This is a genomic window from Mesorhizobium sp. M1004 (assembly GCF_040318795.1).
Lineage (GTDB): Bacteria > Pseudomonadota > Alphaproteobacteria > Rhizobiales > Rhizobiaceae > Mesorhizobium.
This window is the reverse complement of the sequence record NZ_JAMYNB010000002.1, coordinates 310,888-334,105: the sequence shown is the minus strand read 5'-3', so window position 1 is coordinate 334,105 and position 23,218 is coordinate 310,888. Positions and strand designations below refer to the sequence as shown.

The window sequence follows — 23,218 nt, the reverse complement described above, 5'->3', positions numbered from 1 at the left end:
GATTATAGCCGGGAAAGGACGAGCGCTAGGTCCCTCGCGGTTTGGCGCGGGCGGTGGCTGCAGCGAGCAGCGGATTTTCGGGCCAGACATGGCGGGGATAGCGGCCGCGCATGTCGGTGCGCACATCGGCCCAGGAGCCGCGCCAGAAGCCGGGCAGGTCGCGCGTCGTCTGGATCAGCCGGTGCGCCGGCGACAACAGCTCGAGCGTCAGCGGCACGGTGCCGTTGGCGATTGCCGGATGGCGGTCAAGGCCGAATAGTTCCTGCACGCGGATCGCCAGCACCGGCCATTCGCCGTCATAGCGGATCGGCACATGGCTGCCGGACGGCGCGTCGAAATGGGTCGGCGCCAGTGTGCCGATCTTGCGCTGCAAATCATGCGGCACCAGCGCCATCAGGCCCGACGACAGCGTGCCGGGGTCGATGGCGGCGAAGGACGCCTTGCCCGACAGGAACGGCAGCAGCCAGTCGTCGAGGCGTTCGAGCAGGGCGGCTTCCGAAACATCGGGCCAAGGCGCGCCTAGGCCGCGATGCAGCCAGCCAAGCCGTTGGCGCAGCGTCTCGCCGTCCTTGCTCCATTCCAGCAGCGACAGGCCGTGCTCGCGCAAGGCATCCAGGATGGCGCGGTCGGCGTCTGTTCCAGTTGGTGCGGGCAGCATGCGCTCCGACAAAGTGATGGCGCCGAGCCTAGCGGTCTCGCGCACGCGCACCGCGCGCCGCTCGCGGTCGAAGCTTGTCTCGCGGCGCGTCTCGATCCTGTCGGCGAGAGCGGCACGGATGTCGGTCTCGTGGACCGCGGCCGCGGCGGTTATACGGGCGTTTTGCGCCTTGCCTTGCAGATCGGCGACGACCAGCCAGGTCTCACCGGCCAGCGGATCGGCGGCGTCGAGCATGGCGCCGGAGCCGTTGGCGAGCACGAAACGCCCGCGCTCGCCGCGCGCTCTGGCGACACGGTCCGGCCAGGCGTGGATGAGGAGAAGACCGGCAGAAGCGGTTTCGCTGCTCTTGGCGCCGCCCGCCTGCTTCGCCAATCGCCCGGCAAGCTGCCTTGCCGCAACGGCGCGCGGTGACTTTTCCGTGCGGAAGCGCATCAGGCGCCGTTCGAGGTCGGCGCGGTCGCCGCCAAGGCCACGCTCGGTGAGCAGGACGGCTAGCATCGCAGCTTCGAGCGCGTGGCCGCCGCCAGCGGCTTCAGCGACCATGTGTGCGAGCCGCACGGGCAGCGCCAGCTTGTGCATCGCGCCGCCTGCCTCCGTCAGCCGTCCGGCCGCGTCGATGGCGTGCAGCGCCGTGAGCAGCGCCCGCGCCTCGTTAAGCGCGGGAATGGGCGGCGGATCGAGGAAGGAGAGACTTGCGGGATCGGCGACGCCGAAGGCGGCGCAATCGAGCAGCAGGCCGGACAGGTCGGCTTCCAGAATCTCGGGCGGGGTGAACGCGGGAAGGGCCGCCGTCTGCTCGGCCCGCCAGAGGCGGATGGTGACGCCTGGCTGCGTGCGCCCGGCGCGGCCGGCGCGCTGGTCGGCGGACGCCCTGGAAACGCGCACCGTCTCCAGCCGGGTCAGGCCGCTCGCCGGTTCGTAGCGCGGCAGCCGCGACAGGCCGGAATCGATGACGACGCGCACGCCGTCGATGGTGATCGAGGTCTCGGCGATCGACGTCGCAAGCACCACCTTGCGGCGGCCGGGCGGCGCCGGTTTGATGGCGGCATCCTGCGCCCTGTTGTCGAGCTGGCCGTAGAGCGGCACGATGTCGGTGTCGGCGCCGAGCCGGCCCTGCAGCCGCTCGGCGGTGCGCTCGATCTCGCGCTGTCCCGGCAGGAAGGCGAGCACGCTGCCGCTCTCGCCGGCAAGAGCGGAGCGGATCGCCTTGGCCATGGCGTCTTCGATGGGAACGCCGGCTGGCCGCTCGTCGTATCTGACATCTACTGGGAACGCACGGCCTTGGCTTTCGATCACCGGGGCGCCGGACAGGAGTTTCGCGACGCGCGCGCCATCGAGCGTTGCCGACATCACCAGCAGCCGCAAATCCGGCCGCAGCGCGCCCTGCACGTCGAGCGCCAGCGCCAGGCCGAAATCGCCGTCGAGCGAGCGCTCGTGGAATTCGTCGAAAATCACCGCCGAGACGCCGGGCAGCTCGGGATCGTCTAGGATCATGCGCGCCAGGACGCCTTCGGTGACGACCAGGATTTTTGTCCGGGCCGATGTGCGGTTTTCCATGCGCATGGCATAGCCGACAGTGGCGCCGGGCTCTTCATCAAGCAATTCGGCCATGCGGCGGGCGGCGGCGCGGGCGGCGAGCCGGCGCGGTTCGAGCAGGACGATCTTGCCGGCGACCAGCCAGGGCGCATCGAGCAGCGCCAGCGGCACCAGCGTCGTCTTGCCGGCGCCGGGCGGCGCCACCAGGACGGCGCTGTTCTGCCTAGTCAGCGCTTCGCCAAGCGCCGGCAGCACGGCGGTAACAGGAAGCTCCGGCAGGGTTCTTTTGCTCATCGTCTCAACGGTATGCAGCCAGGTGACCGCATATCAGCCGCGGATGCCGCCGCGCAACCTCGCGCGTTGCGGCCAGTTCAAAGCCTCGTGCGCGCAAACGGGTTCCAGCGCACCGTGCCCAGCCGCACCTCCTCGCGCACCATGGTGAGCAGGCCGGACGCGCCAACGACGGCCAAGCCGACCAGCGATATCCAGTCCGGATACTCCTGGAAGAACAACGCACCGAGGATCACCGCCCAGACGATCTGCGAATAATGCGTCGGCGCGATGCGGTTGGCCGGTGCGTATTTGGCGGCCAGCAGCTGCAGCAATTGGCCGCCGGCGGTAAAGGCGCCGCCCAGCACCAGCCACAGCAGTTGCATGGCGTTGGGGAGGGTGAACGATGTGGCGATGGTGCCGGCCCCGTTGAACAGCAGCCCGTAACCGATGAGCACGCCGAGCATGGTGGTGCGCTTTTCCTGCTGGGCGAGCGACCGCATCAGGATGACGCTGGCCGCGGCAAGGAAGGCCACCGTGAACGCGGCAAGGTGTCCGAGATGCAACTCGCGAAAACCTGGCCGCACCACCAGCATGACGCCTGCAAAGCCGGCAACCACCGCCAGCCAGCGCCATGGACCGACCTTTTCTTTCAGGATGACGGTCGAGAGAATGGTAACGCAAAGCGGCGCCAGGAAGATCAGTGCATAGGTCTCGGCCAGCGGAATGGTGGTGAAGGCGTAGACGCTGAGCACGCCCGAGGCGATGCCGGCCCAGGCGCGGGCCTGCACCGCCCATGGCCGCCCGGTGGGCCAGAAGTCGCGCCAGCGCTCATCGACTGGGCGGCTGAAAAACAGGAAGCAGCCGGCAAACAGCGTGATGAAGAAGCCGATCTCGAAGACGGTGAACTGTCCGCCAAGGCTCTTGATAACGGCATCGCTGCACGAATAGCTTGCATAGGCGATGAGGGCGAGCAGGATTCCGTTCGTCACGTTTTTCCATTTCCGGGGAGAGTGCAGTGAAGGTATTGGCGCTCGGCGCGCATCCCGACGACATCGAGATATTCATGTTCGGTACGCTGGCTGCCTATGCCACGCAAGGCGCAGAACTGACTTTTGCCGTGGCCACGGATGGCGCCAGGGGCGGCATGGGCGACCCGAGCGTTCTGGCTCGTGTCCGCCGCGACGAGGCGGCGACCGCTGCGGCGTTGCTCGGCGCAACCCTTCGCTTTCTCGACTTCCCCGACAGCGAACTGGTGGCCGATGCGGCGCTGATCGCTTCGCTGAAAGCGCTGATACGCGAGACAGCGGCGGATCTGGTGATCACGCATGCCCCCAACGACTATCACGCCGACCATCGCGCTTTGTCGGACGGCGTGCGCATCGCGGCCTCGTTCGGCGTCCCCGTGCTGCATGCCGACACAATGGGCGGCACCGGCTTTGCGCCGACGCATTATGTCGACATTTCCGCCTACGGCGATATCAAGACGCAGGCGATCCGCGCGCACCAGTCGCAGTGGCCGGAGCAGTATGTCGACAGAGCGCGCGTCCAGAATGAGTTTCGCGCCGGGCAATGCAACAGCGTTCCCGGCTCCCTGGCCGAGGCCTTCCGATTCGAGCCGACATTTCCCTTCGCCGATATCCGCGCGCTGCTGCCGCCCGCGCCCCCTGTTCGGCCGGTGACGCCGCAGACGAAAATTATAGGCGACCCCGGCTAAGCAACTTCCGGGCGAGCCGTCCGGCAATCATTTCCCAACGATTTCAATCGCCGTTTCGCCATGTTGCGGCGCAGCGACGAATTCGCTTGCCTTGTTTAGTAAAAATTGCATCACTAAACAAATTACTAAACATCTGCGGCGCACCGCGCCGCCCTGGCGACGCATAGCGCGCCGTGTTTAGCCCCTCGGAGGAGCGAGGGTTGAGGGGTTCTTGAAACGGCCATCCGGGCGCGTTTCGCAAATGGGAGGAAGGCATGAAATCGAGCTTGAAACTGGCGTTCGGACTGACCTCGGCGATTACCGCGTCGACAGCCGTCTCGAACGTTGCGCACGCTGAAGACCTGACGCTTTGCTGGGCCGCCTGGGATCCGGCAAACGCGCTGGTCGAACTGTCCAAGGATTTTACCAAGGAAACCGGCATCGGCATGAAATTCGAATTCGTGCCGTGGACCAACTATGCCGACCGCTTCCTCAACGAGCTCAACTCGCACGGCAAACTGTGCGACCTGATCATCGGCGACAGCCAGTGGATCGGCGGCTCGGCCGAGAACGGCCACTACGTCAAGCTGAACGACTTCTTCGACAAGGCGAAGATCAGCATGGACGACTTTGTGCCGGCAACAGTCGTCGGCTATTCCGAATGGCCGAAGAACACGCCGAATTACTGGGCGCTGCCGGCCATGGGCGACGTCGTCGGCTGGACCTACCGCAAGGATTGGTTCTCCAAGCCGGAGCTGCAAAAGGAATTCAAGGAAAAATATGGCTGGGATCTCGGCCCGCCGACCACCTTCGACCAACTGAAGCAGGTCGCCGAATTCTTCCAGAAGCGCGAGATCGACGGCAAGACCGTCTATGGCGCTTCGATCTACACCGAGCGTGGCTCGGAAGGCATCACCATGGGCGCCATGGACGTGCTCTACAGCTACGGCTTCCAGTATGAAAACCCCAAGAAGCCCTACGAGATGGAAGGCTTCGTCAATTCGCCAGACGCGGTCAAAGGCCTGGAGTTCTACAAGTCGCTCTACGATTGCTGCACGCCTCCGGGTGCCTCGAACAGCTATATGGGCGAAGGCGTCGACGCCTTCAAATCCGGTCAGGTGGCCATGCACATGAACTTCGCCTTCACCTGGCCCGGCCTGCAGAAGGACGAGAATGTCGGCGGCGACAAGATCGGCTACTTCGTCAATCCGAAGGGTCCCGGCGGCGCCCAGTTTGCGCAGCTTGGCGGCCAGGGCATTTCGGTCGTGTCCTATTCAGACAAGCAGGAATCGGCGCTGAAATACATCAAGTGGTTCGCCAACAAGGATGTGCAGGCCAAATGGTGGTCGCTCGGCGGCTATTCCTGCCTGAACGCGGTGGTCAAGGACCCGGCCTTCCCGTCCAGCCAGCCCTATGCACAGACCTTCCTCGACTCGATGGCGATCGTGAAGGACTTCTGGGCCGAGCCGAGCTACGCACCGCTGCTGCAGGCGTCGCAGAAGCGCTTCCACGACTATGTCGTTGCCGGCCAGGGTTCGGCCAAGGACGCGCTTGACGGCCTGGTCAAGGACTGGACGCAAGTGTTCCAGGACGACGGCAAGATGTAACCGGACCAACGGCTCCTCCCGAGCCTGACCCCAGAGGCGGATGATTTTCAGGCCGAATCGATCAGAAATCATCCGCCTCAGGGCTAAAAAGAGAGAGAGCATGATGTCGTCCGAAAACCGCTTCACACTTTTCGGCATCATGCTCTTGGTCCCGTGCTGCCCTTGGCACGGGACGCAGTTCAGATAAATTCCAGTGTCGAGACTTGACGTGACCGAAGCAGGACTCACCATGCTCAATCGGACTGCGGAGAACGTTGCCCGGGCGACCCCGGAGCCGTTGGCCCGCAAGGTCCGGGGGATCAGCGACAAGGGCCTCGCCTGGCTGTTCATCTCGCCGACGATCCTGTTGCTCTTGGCCATCAACATCTTCCCGCTGTTCTGGGCGATCTACCTGTCCTTCACCAACTTCCGCGCGAACCGCCCGAACGAGGTGGTGAAAAACCTCGGCTTCGCCAACTACCAGCGCATCCTCGGCGACCAGGACATCTGGATCGCCATGCAGACGACGGCGCATTTCGTGTTCTGGACGATCCTGCTGCAGACGCTGATCGGTTTCACGCTGGCATGGCTGATCGACAGGAAGTTTCGCGGCCACGCCTTCTGGACGACCATCATCCTGGTGCCGATGATGCTGTCGCCGGCGGTGGTCGGCAATTTCTGGCGTTTCCTCTACGAGCCGCAGATCGGCCTGTTCGCCTACGCCATCTCGTTCGTCACCCGGATACCACCGACCGACATCCAGATGCTGTCCAACGTGTCGCTGGCGCCGTGGTCGATCATCATCGTCGACACCTGGATGTGGACGCCCTATGTCATGCTGATCTGTCTCGCCGGCCTGCGCTCCATCCCCGAATACATCTATGAAGCCGCCGAGGTCGACCGCGCGTCCAACTGGCGGCAGTTCTGGTCGATCACGCTGCCCATGGCGCTGCCCTTCATCATGCTGGCGGTGCTGTTTCGCGGCATCGAGAACTTCAAGATGTTCGACATGGTCAACCTGCTGACGGGTGGCGGGCCGGGCTCGACCACCGAGGTCGCCTCGATCACGCTGAAGCGGCAGGCCTTCGAGAGCTGGCGCACCGGATATTCCTCGGCCTTCGCCATCATCCTGTTCGTCGCGGTGTTTGGGCTGGCCAACATCTACGTCAAGGCGCTGAACAAGGTGAAGCAGAGATGAGCCTGACCACCGCCCACTCCGTCGTCGCCCCCTCGGCCAATTCGAAGCGGATCGCCGGCACGATCATCGTGCTCTACGCGCTGATCTCGATCGTGCCGCTGCTGTGGATCTTCGCCACCAGCTTCAAGACGCCGCCGGATTCGATCGCCTATCCGCCCAAGATTCTGTTCCAGCCGAGCATCGAGGGCTATTGCAACCTGTTCACGACGCGCACCAGGCAAACGCCCGACTACATCAACTCGCTCGGACCCGCGACCGGTTTCTGCGACGAGACCTCGCGCAAGCGCAACATGGTGATTGCCGGCCCGTCCAATTTCCTGCCGCGCTTCGTCAATTCGCTGATAATCGCCTTCGGCTCGACCTTCTGCGCGGTCTTCCTCGGCACGCTGTCTGCCTATGGTTTCTCGCGCTTCAAGGTGCCGCTGGCCGATGACCTTCTGTTCTTCATCCTGTCGACGCGCTTCATGCCGCCGATCGCGGTCGCGATTCCCATCTACCTGATGTACCGCGAGCTCGGCCTGTCCGACACCGCGCTGGGCATGATCCTGCTCTACACGGCGGTAAACGTGTCGCTGGCGGTGTGGCTGCTGAAAGGCTTCATCGACGAGATCCCGCGCGAGTATGAGGAAGCGGCGATGATTGACGGCTACACCAGGCTGCAGGCCTTCTGGCGCACCGTGCTGCCGCAAGCCACCACCGGCATCGCCGCGACCGCCATCTTCTGCCTGATCTTCGCCTGGAACGAATATGCCTTCGCGGCACTACTCACCTCCGGCACGGCGCAAACCGCACCGCCCTTCATCCCGACTATCATCGGCGAAGGCGGCCAGGACTGGCCGGCGGTGGCGGCCGGCACGACGATCTTCCTGGTGCCGATCCTGGTCTTCACCATCCTGCTTCGCAAACAATTGCTGCGCGGCATCACCTTCGGCGCGGTACGCAAATGATTGGTGTGTCAAGGCCCCCCCCCCCCCGTCGAGCTTCGCTCGACACCTCTCCCCCGATCGACGGGGTAGAGGAAGGACGCGAACTTCATTCAGGCAGGCTGCCTTCCTCTCCCTCCGGAGGGGGGAGAGGTGGCGCTGCGAAGCAGCGACGGAGTGGGGGAACCACCTGGCAACCGTCTCGCCCCGTTGCCGGGCAGAAGGAAGGGAGCTACGCATGACGCGCCCAGCCATCTCCAAAAAGTCATCTTGGCCGCGCTGGGCTCGACGCGGCCTCATGGAAAACATTGCGACGGCGCTCATCGCCGTCGGCTTCCTGATGCTGTTCCAGCCTTTCGCGCTGGCGCTCTACACCTATTCCTTCATCACCATGCTCGCCGGCACGGTGATGTTCATCATCGTCTCGAAATTCCCGGAATAATCATGGCCGAAATCCGCGTCCAACATTTGAGAAAGGCCTTCGGCGATTTCGTCGCCGTGCAGGATTCCAGCTTCATCGTCGAGGATGGCGAGTTCTTCGTCATGCTTGGCCCGTCGGGCTGCGGCAAGACCACGACGCTGCGCATGATCGCCGGGCTGGAACTGCCTACGGGCGGCCAGATCCTGCTCGGCGGCGAGGATGTCACCATGCGCCGGGCGCGGGAGCGGGACATCGCCTTCGTGTTCCAGCTGTTCGCGCTCTATCCGCATATGAATGTGCGCAAGAACATTGGCTTCCCGCTTCTCGCGCAAGGCATGCCCTCGGCCGAGATTCGAAGCCGTGTCGAGGAAACGGCGAAGCTGCTGCGCATCGACCATCTGCTCAACAAATCGGTCTCGGGCCTTGCCGGCGGTGACCGCCAGCGCGTGGCGCTCGGTCGCGCCATCGTGCGACGGCCAAAATGCTTCCTGATGGACGAGCCGCTCGGCACGCTCGACACCGAATTCCGCGATCTGATGGTGCATGAGCTGCGCGAGCTGCACAACCGCATCCACGCCACCACCGTCTATGTCACGCACGACCAGATGGAAGCGATGTCGATGGCCGACAAGATTGCCGTGATGAACCATGGCGTCATCGAACAGTTCGGCAGCCCGCGCGAAATCTACGACCGCCCGGCAACCATGTTCGTCGCCGACTTCATCGGCTCGCCGCCGATGAATTTCCTGGGCTTCGGTGGCGGGCTGGCGAAGGGGGCGAAGGAAATCGTCGTCCAGGGCGCCAAGGTGGCGGTGCCGGAAGTGCGCGAGGAAATTGCGCCCGCCGACATGGCGCTCGGCATCCGTCCCGAGCACATCCGTTTCGACGATGCGTCGAAACTGCGCGGCACCATCTACGGCACCGAATATCTCGGCACGACGCAGATCGTGGCGGTGGAGACGGCGGACGGCATCATCAAGGCGCGGGTGCCGGCCGAAATCCGGCTCGCTGCCGGCGATCATGTCGGGCTGACGTTGAACAGCGCGCGGCTGTCGCTGTTCGACAAGGGCTCGGGTCGGGCGGTGCGCACCGCGATCCACGATACCGCCTCTCAAGGGAGAGCGCAGCATGGCTGACGTGCACATCAAGGGCGTGACCAAAAGCTTTGGCGATCATGTCGCCGTCAATGGCCTCGACCTCAACATCGCCGATGGCGAATTCGTCGTGCTGCTCGGCCCGACCGGCGCCGGCAAGACGACGACGCTGAGATTGATCGCCGGACTGGAGCGGCCGGATGGCGGCAGGATCGATATTGGCGGCCACGATGCGACGACGCTGTCGCCGGCCGAGCGCGACACCGCTTTCGTCTTCCAGCAATATTCGCTCTACCCGCATCTGTCAGTCTACGACAACCTCGCCTTCCCGCTGCGCTCGCCGGCGCGGAAAGTACCGGAGGACCAGATTCGCCGCCGCGTCGAAGAGGTGGCAAAGATGGTGCGCATCCACCACAAGCTCGCCAACCGCTCGACCAAGCTGTCGGGCGGCGAGATGCAGCGCGTCGCCATCGGCCGAGCGTTGGTGCGCAAACCGTCGATCTATCTGATGGACGAACCGCTGTCGTCGCTGGATGCCAAATTGCGCGCCGATCTCAGGCTCGAACTCAAGCGCATCCAGGCCGAACTCGGCGCCACCATGCTCTATGTCACGCACGACCAGATCGAGGCGATGACCATGGCCGATCGCATCGGCATCCTCAATGACGGCGTGCTGGTGCAGATCGGCACGCCGCGCACCATCTATTCCGAGCCGGCAAACCTTCATGTCGCCGCACGGCTCGGCCAGCCGGCGATCAATCTGCTGCCAGCGGGACTGCTGCCTGATGGTGGGGCGCCGACCGGAACCAAGACCATCGGCGCGCGCACCGAGCATCTGTCGATCGAGAAGACCGCAAACGGCCATGCCGACGGCGTCGTCGACTGGGTCGAACATCTCGGGGACCAGAACCATCTGCATGTTACGGTCGGCCCGAAGAAACTGGTGACGCTCACCGACCCCGATACGGATCTGGCCGAGGGCGACAAAGTGGTGATCCGCTACCGCTGGCCACTTTATTTCGGCGCCGACGGACAAAGACTGATGTGAGGTTTTCGGTGTCTCGCCAAGGGCACGGCACCGGCTTCTGATTGACGAATACAGGACGAATTCGATGAAGCACTTTTTCAACCGCAGGGAAACGATCGTCACCGAGGCGCTGGACGGGCTGTTGCGGACTATCGGTTCCGGCGATCTCGCGCGCCTCGACGGTTACCCCGAGATCAAGGTCGTGCTGCGCGCCGACTGGGACAAGGCGAAAGTTGCCGTCGTCTCCGGTGGCGGCGCCGGACACGAACCGTCCCATGCCGGCTTTGTCGGCAAGGGCATGCTGACGGCGGCGGTTTCGGGCGAGATCTTTGCCTCGCCCAGCGTCGAGGCGGTGCTGGCGGCCATCCGCGCGGTGACCGGCCCCGCCGGCTGCCTGCTGATCGTCAAGAACTACACCGGCGACCGGCTCAATTTCGGCCTGGCGGCCGAGAAGGCGCGCGCCGAGGGGTTTCGCGTCGAGATGGCGATCGTTGCCGACGACATCGCCCTGCCGGGTATCAACCAGCCGCGCGGCGTCGCCGGCACCTTGTTCGTGCACAAGATCGCCGGCCATTTGTCGGAGACCGGTCAGGACTTGGCAGCCGTTGCTACAGCCGCTCGCGCGGCGCCGAAGGACATCGTCTCGCTCGGCATGTCGCTGTCGTCCTGCTCGATCCCCGGCCAGCCACATGAAGAGCGGTTCGGCGAAAATGACGGCGAACTCGGCCTCGGCATCCATGGCGAGCCGGGCGTCGAGCGCATCGCGGTGCAAAGCGCCGACAAGCTGGTGGCGATCATGGCGGAGCGGCTGGCCGCGCGGCTCGACCCGAACGCCAGCCACGCGTTGCTCATCAACAACCTCGGCTCGGTGCCGCCGCTTGAGATGTCGCTGGTCGCCAATGCCGTGCTGGCCTCGCCGCTGGCCAAAACCGTCAAACTTGCGATCGGCCCCGGACCGCTGATGACGGCGCTCAACATGAACGGCTTTTCGCTGTCGCTGATCAAGCTCGATGCGACGCGCGAGGCAGCCTTGCTGGCGCCTGTCGGCCCACATGCCTGGATGCCGGCCAAAACCGTCGTCGCGCCGGCTATCGTGCCTATGGCGAAAGCGGCTGGAAACAGCGCAGCCCAAAAGGCCAGTCAGGATCCCGGTACCAGGCGTTTGATCGTCACTGTCTGCGAACGGCTGATCGAGCTCGAAGAGACACTGAACGGGCTCGACGCCAAGGCGGGCGACGGCGATACCGGTTCGACGGTGGCGACCGGCGCGCGCAGCGTGCTGGAGAAGCTCGATACACTGCCGCTGGCCGACCCTGCCGCCACGCTCGCGGCTATAGGCGATAGTCTGGGCGTCGCAATGGGCGGCTCCTCAGGCGTCTTGCTGTCGATCTTCTTCACGGCAGCGGCTCAGGCTTCGAACGGCGGAGCAACCCTGTCCAAGGCGCTGCTTGCCGGGCTTGACCGCATTACTTTTTACGGTGGCGCCAGGGTCGGCGACCGCACCATGGTCGATGCCTTGGAGCCGGCGCTGAAGGCGCTCGATGCCAAGGGGCTGGATGCCGCGGCTACAGCGGCACGGCACGGCGCCGAGGCGACCGCTGCCATGGAGAAGGCGAAGGCCGGACGCTCCGCCTATGTTGGCGCCAAATTGCAAGGCGTAGTCGACCCTGGCGCCCATGCCGTGGCCGAAGTGTTCGCGGCCGCCGCCGCGCTGCATGCAGCGGCCTGACGGCATGCTTCGATTGTCGAATGAAAACTCTTGCGATACTGCCGGCAGGATCGAAACCGGGAATCTGGACATGGCAGCGTTCGACCTTGCCAGGCTGATCACCGCCGCCGCGGACACGATCGCCGCTCACTCGGAAGAGTTGACCGCGCTCGACCAGGCGATCGGCGACGGTGACCATGGGCTGAACATGAAGCGCGGCTTCGAGGCTGTGCGCGCCGATGCCGGGGCGTTCGCTGCAAAGCCGCTGCCCGAGGCGCTGAAGGCGATCGGCACCAAGCTGGTGATGACGGTCGGCGGCGCGTCCGGGCCGCTGTTCGGCACATTGTTCCTGGCGCTGGGCAAGGAGATTTCAGGAGAGCCGGATCGCCCCAAGCTGACGGCTGCTTTCGGCAAGGCAATCGAGGCGGTGGCCGCCAGAGGCAAATCGCAGGTCGGCCAGAAGACGATGCTGGATGTGCTGTATCCGGTGCATGACGCGCTCGCGAATGGAAAGACAGGCTCGGAAATCGCTGATATTGCCGACGCGGCTGCCGAAGCGACCGTGCCGATGAAGGCAACACGCGGTCGCGCCTCATTCCTCGGCGACCGCTCAATCGGTCATATGGATGCCGGCGGACGCTCTGTGGCGCTGCTGGTGCGGACCGTCGCCGAAACCGTCGAGGGCCAAGCATGAGCAATGTCGGCATCGTCATCGTCTCGCATTCGCCGCTGGTTGCCGAAGGCACGGCCGACATGGTGCGGCAGATGGTGGGCGACGAAGTGCCGCTTGCATGGTGCGGCGGAAACGGCCATGGCGGGCTCGGCACCAGCGTCGAAGCGATCATGGGCGCCATCGACAAGGCGTGGTCGGAGGCGGGCGTCGCCATACTGGTCGATCTCGGCGGCGCCGAGACCAATTCGGAAATGGCGGTGGAAATGATCGGCGAGCCGCGGGCGCAGAAGATCGTCGTCTGCAACGCGCCGATCGTCGAAGGCGCGGTGATGGCTGCAACGGAGGCGTCCGGCGGGGCCTCGCTGAAGGAAGTGGTGGCGACGGCGCATGAATTGTCGCCGTCGTGAGCGAACGGGAATTTTGACCTGATGTCCGCATTTGCCGAGGCCACCGTCCTGATCACCCACGAGGTAGGTCTGCACGCGCGCCCTTCGGTGAAGTTCACCAAGCTTGCCAAGAGCTTTGCCGCCGAGGTGGAGATTGCGCTTGCCGCCAACGGCCCATGGTTCGACGCCAAGAGCATCGTCAAGGTGATGGCGGCCAGGGCGCCGAAAGGCACCATGCTGCACATCCGGGCCACAGGCGACGGCGCCGATGATGCCGTGAGAGCGCTGGCCGAGCTGGTGCGACGCGGTTTCGACGAGGATGCGGGCCATGCCCGAACCGCTTAGGCTGCAAGGCATTTCGGCCTCGGCCGGCTATGCCGAGGGGCCGTTGTTCAACCTCGACAACGGCACCGCGCACTACACGGGCAAGGCGAGCGCCGCGGACGAGAAGGCCGCATTGGAAGCAGCTATCGCCAGCGCGACGGACCGGCTCGCGACCCTGATCGAAACCGCCGATGACGAGGCCGCCGGCATTCTCGAATTCCAGCTCGCCATGCTTGGGGACGAGGCACTGACCGGCCCGGCTTTTGCCGCGATCGCGTCCGGCATGCCGGCTGACATGGCCTGGCGACAGGCGCTGGACGCCGAGATCTCCGGCTACGAAACGTCAGACCAGGACTATTTCCGGGCTCGCGCCGCCGATATCAGCGATATCCGCGACCGCGTGCTGCGCGCCCTTACCGAGGAGCAGGAGAGCGCTCCACCAGCGGGCGCCATTCTCTATGGCGAGGACATCGCGCCGACGCGCTTTCTCGAGACCGACTGGAGCACCGGCGGCGGCATCGCGCTGAGGGCCGGCAGCGCCGCCAGCCACGTCGCCATGCTGGCGCGCTCGCGCGGCGTGCCGATGGTGGTGGGGCTTGGCGCTTCGCCGGCTAACCCCGTCGGTCTGGCTCTGCTCGATGCGGAGCATGGCGGTGTCGTGCTTTCGCCGACCACGACCGAGATCGAAGCGTTCCACCGGTCCTCGTCCTCGTTTGTGGCACATCGAGACAAGGCCGGAGTCTATCTCGCGAAACCGGCGGTAACCCGGGCCGGGACGACAGTGCGCGTGCAGGTCAACATCGCCGATCCGTCCGAGGTCGACGGCATCGACATTTCGACCTGCGACGGGGTCGGGCTGATGCGCACCGAATTCCTGTTCGGCAAGGCGCCGCCGGACGAGGAGACGCAATACCAGGCCTATCGCAAGGTGCTGGAATGGGCAGGCGACAAGCCGGTGACCATCCGTACCGTCGACGCCGGCGGCGACAAGCCGGTGCCGGGCTTCACCGTCGAGGAGAGCAACCCGTTCCTCGGGCTGCGTGGCATCAGGCTGTCGCTGGCAAGGCCGGAGGTGTTTCGCGTACAGATCCGGGCGCTGCTGCGCGCGGCGGTGCACGGCAATCTGAAGGTGATGTTTCCGATGATCGCCGTCGCGGAGGAATACCAACGCGCCGCCGCTCTGTTCGTGGAGGAGCAGGCCGGGCTTGCCGCGCGCGGCATCGCGCAAAAAATGCCGCCGCTCGGCATCATGGTCGAGGTGCCTTCGGTGGCGATCGCGCCGGAGGCGTTCGCCGATGTCGCCTTCTTCTCGATCGGTTCGAACGATCTGACCCAATATGTAATGGCGGCTGCCCGCGATAACGCAGCCGTGGCGCTCCTTAATTCTGTCCGCCATCCCGCCGTGTTGCGGCTGATCGGCTCGGTTGCCGCTTTTGGCCTGCGCGCGAAAATCCCAGTCAGCCTGTGCGGCGATGCCGGCGGCGATCCGGCATCGATCCCGGCACTGCTCGAGGCCGGCCTGCGGGATCTCTCGGTGGCTCCCGCCCAACTCGCCATGGCCAAGGCGGCCATCTCGGATGCATCGGTCTAGGATGACTGAGATGGCCGACAAGACACCAGAAGCCGGCTCGGAAGAGGCGATCCGCGCCTACAAGACGATCCTGTCGCAGGTCATCGACCAGCGACCGTCGGGTATGCGACAACGCCTTGCCGACGCGCTTGGCAAGCACCGCAGCTTCGTCACCCAGATTTCCAGCGCGGCCTATTCGACCCCGATCCCGTCAAAACATCTGCCGGCTATTTTTTCGGTCTGCCATTTCAGTCCGGCCGAGCGCGATCAGTTTCTGGCTGCCTATCATCTGGCGCATCCCGGCAAGATGTCGGTTGCGGCAGGCATGCGCAAGACCCGGCATGTCTCGCTGATCGTGCCCGATTTCGGCGACGACAAGCAGAATGCAGCGCTCGACAAGGCGATCAACGAATTCATCCAGAAGATCACCAGCATCACCGGCAGGAGTGGCGGCTGATCGTGTTGTGTCGGGAGGACACATGAAGAAGTTTATGAATTCCGTCGACACGGTGCTGACCGAAAGCCTCAACGGCTTCGTTGCAGCTCATGCCGACATCCTGGTGCTGGGCGAGGAGCACAAATTCATTCGCCGCAAGGTGATGAAGCCGGGGAAGGTGGCGCTGATCTCGGGCGGCGGTTCCGGCCACGAGCCGTTGCATGCCGGCTTTGTCGGTCACGGCATGCTGGACGCCGCCTGCCCCGGCCAGGTCTTCACCTCGCCAACGCCGGACCAGATACTGGCGGCGGCCGCCGCCGTCGATACCGGCGCCGGCTGCCTGTTCATCGTCAAGAACTATGAAGGCGACGTGATGAATTTCGACATGGCCGGCGAAATGGCCGACGGCGTCCTGCAGGTGGTGATCAATGATGACGTCGCCGTCGAGAATTCGTCCTTTACGACCGGCCGGCGCGGCGTCGCCGGCACGCTGGTGGTGGAGAAGATCGTCGGCGCCGCCGCCGAGCAAGGCATGGCGCTGGCGGATCTCAAGGCGCTCGGCGGTCGCATCAACAGCGCGACGCGTTCGATGGGCGTGGCGCTGACCAGTTGCACGGTGCCGGCGGCCGGCAGGCCGACCTTCGAGATTGGTGATGGCGAGATGGAATTCGGCGTCGGCATTCATGGCGAGCCCGGCCGGCGTCGCGACACGTTGAAAAGCGCCGATGCGATCGCCGAAGAGATTTGCGCCGCGATCCTGGGCGATCTCGGCGACAGGGCGAAAGGCCCGGCACTGTTGTTCATCAACGGCTTTGGCGGCACGCCGCTGATGGAGCTCTATCTGATGTACAACAGCGCCCGAAACATCTTCGAAAAACAGGGCGTGACGGTGACCCGCTCGCTGGTCGGGTCCTACGTGACATCGCTCGACATGGCCGGCTGCTCGATCACGCTGACCATGCTGGATGACGAGGCAACGTCAATGTGGGACGCGCCGGTGCACACAGCCGCGCTGCGCTGGGGACTGTAACGGAGGGGCCTTGCCCATATCCCGAACAGGCGGCTTATGAACTTGCCTTAGCCTGCGGGACCGGACGGACCGTTACCCGCAGTCACGCCGACAGATTGCCCGCCTGCAGCGCGGCTTGCCTTGCGGCCGACCGCTCCGGCTTCATCCAAACCGAAGCCGTAGAAGTCTTATCGCGGTATCGGCAGCGACGGCCCGGCCACCACGCTGGACAACTTTCCTGCCTTGCGCAGCACGGGCGCTTCATACTTTTTCTTGGCCATTCCAAACACCCTTTTCAGTCAAGTGCAAAAGAATGGACCGAAACCGTGGAAAGTCAATTCATGAGCTGGTTCTGCCACCACACGCTGGCTTCATGCATGCTTTTCTGCAACATACGCTCCTCTGAGTTGGTTGTTTGACGCAATTCCGGACGGGAATTGCTGATGTGGGCGAACGCAATCCGGGTTTGATGCTGCCATCTCTTGCGCCTGCCGATGAAAAACTGCTGCTGACCTTCGCCGACCCGGAGGCGACGGTTGCCATTGGCCGTGACGTTGCTGCCGAAATCTTGCTGGCACTGCTCGCCAATGCCGAGTTCCACGGCGTGCTGCCGATCATGCTGCGCAAGCTCAGCGAGATCGGCGACGCCCAACTGCCTGCGGACGCAGCCTTGCGGCAAAAGCTGTCGGAACTGCGTGATCGCTCGACGCTGGCGACCGGCCAATCGATGCTGCTGCAATATCATGGCGACCGCATCATGAAGGCATTGGCGGCGAAAAATGTTCCGGCCCGCATCGTCAAGGGTCCGGTCTTCGCACGCAAACTTTACCGCCACGCCGCTGACCGGCCGTTCACCGACATCGACATTCTGGTCGAGCCGGCCAGCATCATTGAAGCCAACACGGTGATTGCCGGATGCGGCTTCGAGCTCTGGAGCGGCGAGGCGCAGTCGCAGGATCTGCAGGAGTTCAAGTGGCTGGAGAAGGAGAATACCAGCCTGCTGATCGAACTGCACGGCAACCTGGTGCATGATTCCGGCATGCGGCGGCGGCTGTCGCTGGGCTTTCGCGAATTGCAGATCATCGACGGCAGCGAGGCCGACACGCCGGCCGCGCTGCTGACCATCGCCATTGTCCACGCCGCCGGCGGGCACAAGTTCCACCGGCTGCAGCTTTGCGTCGATGTGCTGCAGGGCGTGCGCGCGCTGCGGTCGCCCGCGGATGAAGACCGGCTTTTCGAGGCGGCGCGCATCAGCGGCATCGAGCTCGAACTGGCGACGGTTCTCAATGTGACGGGGCGGCTGTTTGATGCACCGCGCGCGATCGAACTGGCCGACCGCATCAAGCCCGACCTCTCGATATTTTTGGCCAAATGGCTGATCACCGGCGATACGCTGCTCGGCGTCAATTCCAGGGACAAGATGCATTCGCGCCTGCGCCGCGACGCCTTCCGCTGGATCCAGCGCCTCGCCAGGCCAAAGCCGCATTCTGCCTGAAGTGTGCTTTAGTCCCGCGCCGCCAGCGCCGAGCGGATCAGCGGGGCCGCCTCGGCCGGGTTCGCGCCGACTTCCAGGGTAAATGTCGGGACGGCTTTGACCAGCGTTGCGATGGTTGCCATGCGGCGCTTCTGCGCCGGCAAAAGGCCGGTCATGCCGGTCCTGACATTGTCGGTGGCAAGCGCCACCATGGCGTCTGTCCTGGTCATGGGGACGAGCCGGCTTTGCGCGTCCGCCGAGCGGGCGAGATGAAGCAGTGCCGCAACCGGTCTGCCGACAGTTTCCTCGATGCGGATGATCTCGGCGAGACGTTCCAGCGAGACGGCCTGCTCGCCATTGGCGTCCCATTTGTCGCCAAGGCAAGGGGCCACGAAGGGCAGCATTGCCGCGGTGTGGCGGTGGACCTTCACCTTGCGCGGCAAGCCCCAGGCCGTGATGCCGCCACCGGCCAAAACCTTGAGGATCATGGCGTCATCCGAGCACAGGCCGAAACCTTGCGACGCCAGCGCCAGCGACGTCGTCGACTTGCCGGTGCCGCTCGGCGCATAGATCAGCACGAGCGCCTCGCGGCCGGGCAATGTCAGGCCGGCGGTGTGCAGCATGTGCTGGTCGCCGGCATCAAGTGCTGCATCCAGCACCATCATCAGCACCGTCCATTTGACCTTGGCATCGGGATGAACTCGTATCTCGGCCCAGCCTCCATCGGCATTGATCGAGACGGTCTGCAGGCCGGGAAAGACCAGATGAACGGTGCCGCCACCGTCGATCAGCCGGCAATGGCCGTCCTCCGGCACCTCGCCGTCGAAAGCGAGTTTTCCGGCAGGCGATTCCGGTAACTCCCGCGTCTCGACGATGTCGACGCGGAAATCGGGCTCGACCGGCCCGCTCACGCGCAACGTGCCGAGCAAGAGGTCGAAGCTCGGCCAGAGATCGGCCCGCGAGGCCGATATGCTGATGACCTGGCCCTGGAGATCATAGCAGAAGGTGGTCGCCGGACCGGTCAAGCAGCGTGCGCCTTTCCGGCATCGGCGTGATGGCGATAGATCTGCACCATGCCGGGGAGGCTGTCCGAGACCACCGGGCGGCCATCGAGACAGACCCAGCAATGGGCAGACATACGCGGCGCCTGCATCGACTTCGGATCGACGCCGAAGCGCAGATCCGGATCGAAGCCGGCAAAGCGCAGGAAGCGGTGGGCGAGCAGGCCCTCGCGCAGGCATCTGCGGTCGCGCATCAGCCAGGGGTGCCGAACGGTCCGGTTGACGGCAGCGACAATGTAGGCTGACGACAGGCCGCGATAAGGGGTGGGTGCGCTGAGCGGCGCCCATTTCAGCACCGATTCGAAGCTGCGGCGGCCGACCAGGATCGGCATCAGCCGCGCGCTTGCCCATAAATGGACACGAAACAAAGCGCGCAGGAGAACGCCGTCCACCATCAGGGAGCCGGGTCGGCGAGAATGCCTTCGCTCACCAGTTCGGCGGCCAGCGCCGCCATGTCCTGGTCGAGCGTGCCCTTGTCGACCTCGAACTCGTCAGACAACAGGACGACGATCTGGTCAAGGCTGCGGGCGCCGTCCACCTTGTCGAGAAAGGCTTCGGTGGTGCCGTTGCAGGTGTAAAGCTGGCCGCTGCGCGCCAAGAGCACGACGGCGCCATCGCCGACATGCTGGACCGAGGCGTCGTCCGCCAGCCGCAGAACCATTTCAGAACCGATTTGGGCCATGGAGCCCCTCCACCATTTTCCTGGAGAGCAGATAGCGCGGCGATGCGGGTCTGTCCATTGCGCGGACGAGAGGGAGAACAGGCCGGCCTGACCGTTCTGTGGCAATCCGGCAACGCCACCATCCTCACGACACAGGCAACCGAAGCCTAATGGAGACATCCAATTTCAGATTGTGGTAACTTCCACATCATTCAGAGCCTGAGAACAGGGAAGCACCCCAGAAATAGTCGGTGATTGCAGCTGGGAATCACCGCCGCAAACGGTCAAGCCAGCTATCTCGCAGGGTCAAGGTCTTGCTTTTCTTACCTAAAGTAAGCTATGGAGTCGCGGGGTTTTGGGAGAGCATTGGGTATGCGTTACAATTGGGAGCGGGCTCCGACCGCGTTCGAACGTCATCGAAAAGCATTGGCAGCCGCCATATTGATCGCGGGTGGCGTCGGGCTGATGCTGGCGGCCTTGCCGCTTTAAGACCTGATATCCGACACGAACGCCCTGCTTTCTCCGGGCGCATGAGCTTTTTCTGCCTGCCACAAGACGGGCCGCGGCTTAGCGTGCATGGCCGGTTACGGCGATGAAGCGGCGGTCGCGTCCTTCGAAGCCCTGGCTGAAGCGCTGCACCAGCACCGCCACTACCGCCGGCCTGCCGGGCGGGGTGTATTCGTAGGATTCCGACAGGCTGTAGGAAGTCGGGCAGTTGCGCGAGCCCGGCACGGCCTTGTCCTCGTGCAGCACCTTGAACGGCTTGCCGTCCTGCCCCTGCAGCGACCGGCGGAAGCCGCGCGCCTTGCCCGTCTTGGTGCCTTGAAGTTTCTTTTCGCCCTGAAGTGTCTTGTCGCTCGGAAGAGCCTGGTCGCTTGGCTTGGCGTCATCAAAGCTTGCCGAGCAGTCCGTCTTGCTGTCGGCCAAAATCTCATCGAGATGGATGGTCGAAATCTGTGTTTCGCCATAGAACGGCGACAGCCATTTCTGCGCGGCCTGCTCGAGGCGGGGGATGTCGTTGTACTCGACCGTGTCGTCCGGGAAGGTGAACCTGTCGGAGGCCGTGCGCGTGCCGCGCTCGGCGATGCCGTATTTGGCCAGGATTGGCGCGGCCTGCTTTGCGGCCTGCGCCCGTGCCTGCTCCACCGTCGTGGTCGCCTCTTCCGATTCATCGAGGACAAGGATCGGCTTGCCGCCGACGAACTCGTCTGTGCTTGTGTCGATGATGTCGATCTGCGACCAGCCGGAAACGGCAGCGTCGAGCTCGCCATATTGCTCGAAGGCGAAATATTTGCCGTCGGGGGAAAAGCCGATGATGCGCCGCGCGGCGGCATCGCCAGCCTGGGCGGCGGAAACGATCGTCAACAGCAGCGCTGCTCCAACGGCAGATCCAACCCCGTATCGTACCGTCATTGCGCGCCCTGCCCCGATTTCAAACCCGGCCATGGTGCCTGCAATTTATGGCCAAGGCGAGATCGGCCAAGCCCCAAATTTCGGGAAAGACATGGCATTTGGGGAAAGACGTGGCCGGGAAAACCCGCATAGGCTATTGCAAGATAGAGAGTTTTCCCGAGGAGGGATGAATGGCGTCACGCTACCACGAGGTCTATGACGGCTGGAAACGCGACCCGGAACAATTCTGGGCCGCTGCCGCCGAGGCGATCGACTGGTATTCGCCGTGGACCAGCGTCTTCGATGCCAAGGCGGGCGTTTACGGGCGCTGGTTCAACGGCGCCAGCTGCAACACCTGCTTCAACGCTCTCGATCGCCATGTCGCAAGCGGCCGCGCCGACCAGATCGCACTTATCTACGACAGCGCGATCACCGGCACGGTCAAGAAATTCACCTATGCCGAATTGAAGCGCGAAGTGGTAGCGCTGACTTCGGTGCTCAAGAACCGCGGCATTCACAAAGGCGACCGCGTCATCATCTACATGCCGATGGTGGCCGAAGCGGCGGTCGCGATGCTTGCCTGTGCCCGCATCGGCGCGGTGCATTCGGTGGTGTTCGGCGGCTTTGCCTCGCACGAGCTCGCCACCCGCATCGACGACGCCAAGCCGAAGCTGGTCATCTCCGCGTCCTGCGGCCTGGAGCCTGGACGTGTCGTGGCCTACAAGCCGCTGCTCGACAAGGCGATCGAAATGTCCCGCCACAAGCCGGACGCCTGCCTGATCCTGCAGCGCGACCAGCTGCGCTGCGATCTGAGGGAGCATTACGATATCGATTTTGCCGACGCCGTTGCCCGCGAGCGCGCCGCGGGCGCCAACGTCGATTGCGTTCCGGTGCTCGCCACCGACCCGCTCTACATCATCTACACCTCCGGCACGACCGGCCAGCCTAAGGGCATCGTGCGCGACAATGGCGGCCACATGGTCGCGCTCAAATGGACGATGGAAAACGAGTTCGGCGTCAGACCGGGCGAAGTGTTCTGGGCGGCCTCCGATGTCGGCTGGGTGGTCGGCCATTCCTACATCGTTTACGGACCGCTGCTGCATGGTGCGACAAGCGTGCTGTTCGAGGGCAAGCCGATCGGCACACCCGACGCCGGCACCTATTGGCGGGTGATCGCCGAACACGGCGTGGTCGCGCTGTTCACCGCGCCGACAGCCTTCCGCGCCATCAAGGGGCAGGACCCCAAGGGCGAATTCGTGCCGAAATACGATCTGTCGAAATTCCGCACTCTGTTCCTGGCCGGTGAACGCGCAGACCCGGAAACCATCAAATGGGCGGAGCAGAAACTCAACGTGCCGGTGGTCGATCATTGGTGGCAGACCGAGACCGGCTCGCCGATGACCATCAACCCGGCGGGCCTCGGCCTGCTGCCGGTGAAATACGGCTCGCCCGGCGTGCCGATGCCGGGCTACGACATTCGCGTGCTCGACGATGCCGGCAATGAAGTGCCGCGCGGCACACTTGGCAATGTGGTGGTGAAACTGCCGCTGCCGGCCGGCTGCCTGCCGACGCTGTGGAATGCCGACGAGCGTTTCCGGCAAGCCTATCTCGAGGAATTTCCCGGCTTCTACAAGACGGCCGATGCCGGCATGATCGACGAGGACGGCTACCTCTATGTCATGGCGCGCACAGACGACATCATCAATGTCGCCGGACACCGGCTGTCGACCGGGGCCATGGAGGAGGTGCTTTCAGCGCATCCCGATGTTGCCGAATGCGCCGTCATCGGCGTCGCCGATGTGATGAAGGGCCAAGTTCCGCTCGGCTTCGTCGTGCTCAATGCCGGTGTGTCGCGCGATACCGCTGCCATCGAAGGCGAAGTGGTGGGGCTGGTGCGCGAACGGATCGGCCCGGTCGCGGCCTTCAAGACCGTGGTGACGATCAAGCGCCTGCCCAAGACGCGCTCCGGCAAGATCCTGCGCGGCACCATGCAGAAGATCGCCGACAAGGAAGAATGGACGATGCCGGCGACCATCGACGATCCCGCCATTCTTGACGAGATCACCGCGGCGCTCAAAGCCCGCGGCATCGGGGTCTGACGGCCCCAGTGGCGTT

General features: G+C 64.3%; 22 protein-coding genes. 16 read left to right on the top strand and 6 right to left on the bottom strand.

Features of this window, described 5'->3' with window-relative positions; genetic code table 11:
* Positions 1–25: 25 nt before the first annotated feature.
* Complete coding sequence (gene hrpB / locus NKH54_RS05780; RefSeq protein ID WP_353027859.1) at positions 26–2,488, bottom strand: ATP-dependent helicase HrpB; 2,463 nt, start codon at positions 2,486–2,488, stop codon at positions 26–28.
* Between the two features lie 77 nt (positions 2,489–2,565).
* Positions 2,566–3,456, bottom strand: a complete 891-nt coding sequence (locus NKH54_RS05775; protein WP_353027858.1) for a DMT family transporter — start codon at positions 3,454–3,456, stop codon at positions 2,566–2,568.
* A gap of 26 nt (positions 3,457–3,482) precedes the next feature.
* On the opposite strand from NKH54_RS05775, the gene NKH54_RS05770 reads away from it, so the two are divergent.
* The 15 genes from NKH54_RS05770 to NKH54_RS05700 all read left to right on the top strand — a co-directional run bounded on the left by NKH54_RS05770 (position 3,483) and on the right by NKH54_RS05700 (position 18,010).
* Positions 3,483–4,181 (top strand): PIG-L deacetylase family protein, encoded by a 699-nt coding sequence (locus NKH54_RS05770; RefSeq protein WP_023711244.1) that lies wholly within the window; start codon positions 3,483–3,485, stop codon positions 4,179–4,181.
* A 254-nt stretch (positions 4,182–4,435) separates the two neighbouring features.
* The gene (locus NKH54_RS05765; RefSeq protein ID WP_353027857.1) at positions 4,436–5,767 is read left to right on the top strand and encodes an ABC transporter substrate-binding protein; all 1,332 of its coding nucleotides are present in this window, start codon (positions 4,436–4,438) and stop codon (positions 5,765–5,767) included.
* Positions 5,768–5,996: 229 nt separating this feature from the next.
* The gene (locus NKH54_RS05760) at positions 5,997–6,944 is read left to right on the top strand and encodes a carbohydrate ABC transporter permease (RefSeq protein WP_031198535.1); all 948 of its coding nucleotides are present in this window, start codon (positions 5,997–5,999) and stop codon (positions 6,942–6,944) included.
* Positions 6,941–7,891, top strand: coding sequence for a carbohydrate ABC transporter permease (locus tag NKH54_RS05755; RefSeq protein WP_023694180.1), 951 nt, complete (start codon positions 6,941–6,943; stop codon positions 7,889–7,891). Before NKH54_RS05760 ends, NKH54_RS05755 begins: the two co-directional genes overlap by 4 nt.
* A 214-nt stretch (positions 7,892–8,105) precedes the next feature.
* The gene (locus NKH54_RS05750; protein ID WP_023694181.1) at positions 8,106–8,309 is read left to right on the top strand and encodes a hypothetical protein; all 204 of its coding nucleotides are present in this window, start codon (positions 8,106–8,108) and stop codon (positions 8,307–8,309) included.
* 2 nt (positions 8,310–8,311) lie between these two features.
* The gene (locus NKH54_RS05745; protein ID WP_353027856.1) at positions 8,312–9,424 is read left to right on the top strand and encodes an ABC transporter ATP-binding protein; all 1,113 of its coding nucleotides are present in this window, start codon (positions 8,312–8,314) and stop codon (positions 9,422–9,424) included.
* Positions 9,417–10,430: an ABC transporter ATP-binding protein gene (locus tag NKH54_RS05740; RefSeq protein WP_353027855.1), complete on the top strand. Its 1,014-nt coding sequence runs from the start codon at positions 9,417–9,419 to the stop codon at positions 10,428–10,430. Before NKH54_RS05745 ends, NKH54_RS05740 begins: the two co-directional genes overlap by 8 nt.
* A 64-nt stretch (positions 10,431–10,494) precedes the next feature.
* A complete protein-coding gene (locus NKH54_RS05735) occupies positions 10,495–12,138 on the top strand; it encodes a dihydroxyacetone kinase subunit DhaK (RefSeq protein ID WP_353027854.1) in 1,644 nt (547 codons plus the stop codon).
* A gap of 70 nt (positions 12,139–12,208) precedes the next feature.
* Complete coding sequence (gene dhaL / locus NKH54_RS05730; RefSeq protein WP_023732533.1) at positions 12,209–12,811, top strand: dihydroxyacetone kinase subunit DhaL; 603 nt, start codon at positions 12,209–12,211, stop codon at positions 12,809–12,811.
* Positions 12,808–13,197 (top strand): dihydroxyacetone kinase phosphoryl donor subunit DhaM, encoded by a 390-nt coding sequence (gene dhaM, locus NKH54_RS05725; RefSeq protein ID WP_023690004.1) that lies wholly within the window; start codon positions 12,808–12,810, stop codon positions 13,195–13,197. The genes dhaL and dhaM overlap by 4 nt, the downstream gene beginning before the upstream one ends.
* Before the next feature lie 21 nt (positions 13,198–13,218).
* Positions 13,219–13,521 (top strand): HPr family phosphocarrier protein, encoded by a 303-nt coding sequence (locus NKH54_RS05720; protein ID WP_023684207.1) that lies wholly within the window; start codon positions 13,219–13,221, stop codon positions 13,519–13,521.
* Positions 13,505–15,091 carry a phosphoenolpyruvate--protein phosphotransferase gene (gene ptsP, locus NKH54_RS05715; RefSeq protein ID WP_023732534.1) on the top strand — a complete coding sequence of 529 codons (1,587 nt, stop codon included), beginning with the start codon at positions 13,505–13,507 and terminating at the stop codon, positions 15,089–15,091. The genes NKH54_RS05720 and ptsP overlap by 17 nt, the downstream gene beginning before the upstream one ends.
* Before the next feature lie 10 nt (positions 15,092–15,101).
* Positions 15,102–15,527 (top strand): hypothetical protein, encoded by a 426-nt coding sequence (locus tag NKH54_RS05710; RefSeq protein ID WP_023668784.1) that lies wholly within the window; start codon positions 15,102–15,104, stop codon positions 15,525–15,527.
* Positions 15,528–15,549: 22 nt separating this feature from the next.
* The gene (gene dhaK, locus NKH54_RS05705; protein WP_023668785.1) at positions 15,550–16,536 is read left to right on the top strand and encodes a dihydroxyacetone kinase subunit DhaK; all 987 of its coding nucleotides are present in this window, start codon (positions 15,550–15,552) and stop codon (positions 16,534–16,536) included.
* A 448-nt stretch (positions 16,537–16,984) separates the two neighbouring features.
* On the top strand, positions 16,985–18,010 hold the full coding sequence (locus NKH54_RS05700) for a nucleotidyltransferase family protein (protein WP_353027853.1): 1,026 nt from the start codon (positions 16,985–16,987) through the stop codon (positions 18,008–18,010).
* 8 nt (positions 18,011–18,018) lie between these two features.
* Here NKH54_RS05700 and NKH54_RS05695 read toward each other — a convergent pair whose 3' ends face one another.
* The 4 genes from NKH54_RS05695 to NKH54_RS05680 form a co-directional block, all read right to left on the bottom strand.
* Positions 18,019–19,014, bottom strand: a complete 996-nt coding sequence (locus tag NKH54_RS05695) for a serine kinase (protein WP_353027852.1) — start codon at positions 19,012–19,014, stop codon at positions 18,019–18,021.
* Complete coding sequence (locus NKH54_RS05690) at positions 19,011–19,445, bottom strand: lasso peptide biosynthesis B2 protein (protein ID WP_023745211.1); 435 nt, start codon at positions 19,443–19,445, stop codon at positions 19,011–19,013. Before NKH54_RS05690 ends, NKH54_RS05695 begins: the two co-directional genes overlap by 4 nt.
* Positions 19,445–19,732, bottom strand: coding sequence for a PqqD family protein (locus tag NKH54_RS05685; RefSeq protein ID WP_023684213.1), 288 nt, complete (start codon positions 19,730–19,732; stop codon positions 19,445–19,447). Before NKH54_RS05685 ends, NKH54_RS05690 begins: the two co-directional genes overlap by 1 nt.
* A 546-nt stretch (positions 19,733–20,278) precedes the next feature.
* Entirely contained in the window at positions 20,279–21,076 is a 798-nt protein-coding gene (locus tag NKH54_RS05680) for a DUF2259 domain-containing protein (RefSeq protein WP_245261948.1), read from the bottom strand.
* A gap of 218 nt (positions 21,077–21,294) precedes the next feature.
* On the opposite strand from NKH54_RS05680, the gene NKH54_RS05675 reads away from it, so the two are divergent.
* Positions 21,295–23,202 (top strand): propionyl-CoA synthetase, encoded by a 1,908-nt coding sequence (locus NKH54_RS05675; RefSeq protein ID WP_352790811.1) that lies wholly within the window; start codon positions 21,295–21,297, stop codon positions 23,200–23,202.
* Positions 23,203–23,218: the final 16 nt, after the last annotated feature.

What these genes read in the sequence shown, in the direction of transcription:
- dhaL (WP_023732533.1), top strand. Translation starts at nt 12,209, where the DNA reads ATGGCAGCGTTCGACCTTGCCAGGCTGATCACCGCCGCCGCGGACACG.
- NKH54_RS05765 (WP_353027857.1), top strand. Translation starts at nt 4,436, where the DNA reads ATGAAATCGAGCTTGAAACTGGCGTTCGGACTGACCTCGGCGATTACC.
- NKH54_RS05675 (WP_352790811.1), top strand. Translation starts at nt 21,295, where the DNA reads ATGGCGTCACGCTACCACGAGGTCTATGACGGCTGGAAACGCGACCCG.
- NKH54_RS05735 (WP_353027854.1), top strand. Translation starts at nt 10,495, where the DNA reads ATGAAGCACTTTTTCAACCGCAGGGAAACGATCGTCACCGAGGCGCTG.
- ptsP (WP_023732534.1), top strand. Translation starts at nt 13,505, where the DNA reads ATGCCCGAACCGCTTAGGCTGCAAGGCATTTCGGCCTCGGCCGGCTAT.
- NKH54_RS05685 (WP_023684213.1), bottom strand. Translation starts at nt 19,732, where the DNA reads ATGGCCCAAATCGGTTCTGAAATGGTTCTGCGGCTGGCGGACGACGCC.
- NKH54_RS05760 (WP_031198535.1), top strand. Translation starts at nt 5,997, where the DNA reads ATGCTCAATCGGACTGCGGAGAACGTTGCCCGGGCGACCCCGGAGCCG.
- dhaK (WP_023668785.1), top strand. Translation starts at nt 15,550, where the DNA reads ATGAAGAAGTTTATGAATTCCGTCGACACGGTGCTGACCGAAAGCCTC.
- NKH54_RS05755 (WP_023694180.1), top strand. Translation starts at nt 6,941, where the DNA reads ATGAGCCTGACCACCGCCCACTCCGTCGTCGCCCCCTCGGCCAATTCG.
- NKH54_RS05740 (WP_353027855.1), top strand. Translation starts at nt 9,417, where the DNA reads ATGGCTGACGTGCACATCAAGGGCGTGACCAAAAGCTTTGGCGATCAT.
- NKH54_RS05720 (WP_023684207.1), top strand. Translation starts at nt 13,219, where the DNA reads ATGTCCGCATTTGCCGAGGCCACCGTCCTGATCACCCACGAGGTAGGT.
- hrpB (WP_353027859.1), bottom strand. Translation starts at nt 2,488, where the DNA reads ATGAGCAAAAGAACCCTGCCGGAGCTTCCTGTTACCGCCGTGCTGCCG.
- NKH54_RS05750 (WP_023694181.1), top strand. Translation starts at nt 8,106, where the DNA reads ATGACGCGCCCAGCCATCTCCAAAAAGTCATCTTGGCCGCGCTGGGCT.
- NKH54_RS05745 (WP_353027856.1), top strand. Translation starts at nt 8,312, where the DNA reads ATGGCCGAAATCCGCGTCCAACATTTGAGAAAGGCCTTCGGCGATTTC.
- dhaM (WP_023690004.1), top strand. Translation starts at nt 12,808, where the DNA reads ATGAGCAATGTCGGCATCGTCATCGTCTCGCATTCGCCGCTGGTTGCC.
- NKH54_RS05690 (WP_023745211.1), bottom strand. Translation starts at nt 19,445, where the DNA reads ATGGTGGACGGCGTTCTCCTGCGCGCTTTGTTTCGTGTCCATTTATGG.
- NKH54_RS05710 (WP_023668784.1), top strand. Translation starts at nt 15,102, where the DNA reads ATGGCCGACAAGACACCAGAAGCCGGCTCGGAAGAGGCGATCCGCGCC.
- NKH54_RS05700 (WP_353027853.1), top strand. Translation starts at nt 16,985, where the DNA reads ATGCTGCCATCTCTTGCGCCTGCCGATGAAAAACTGCTGCTGACCTTC.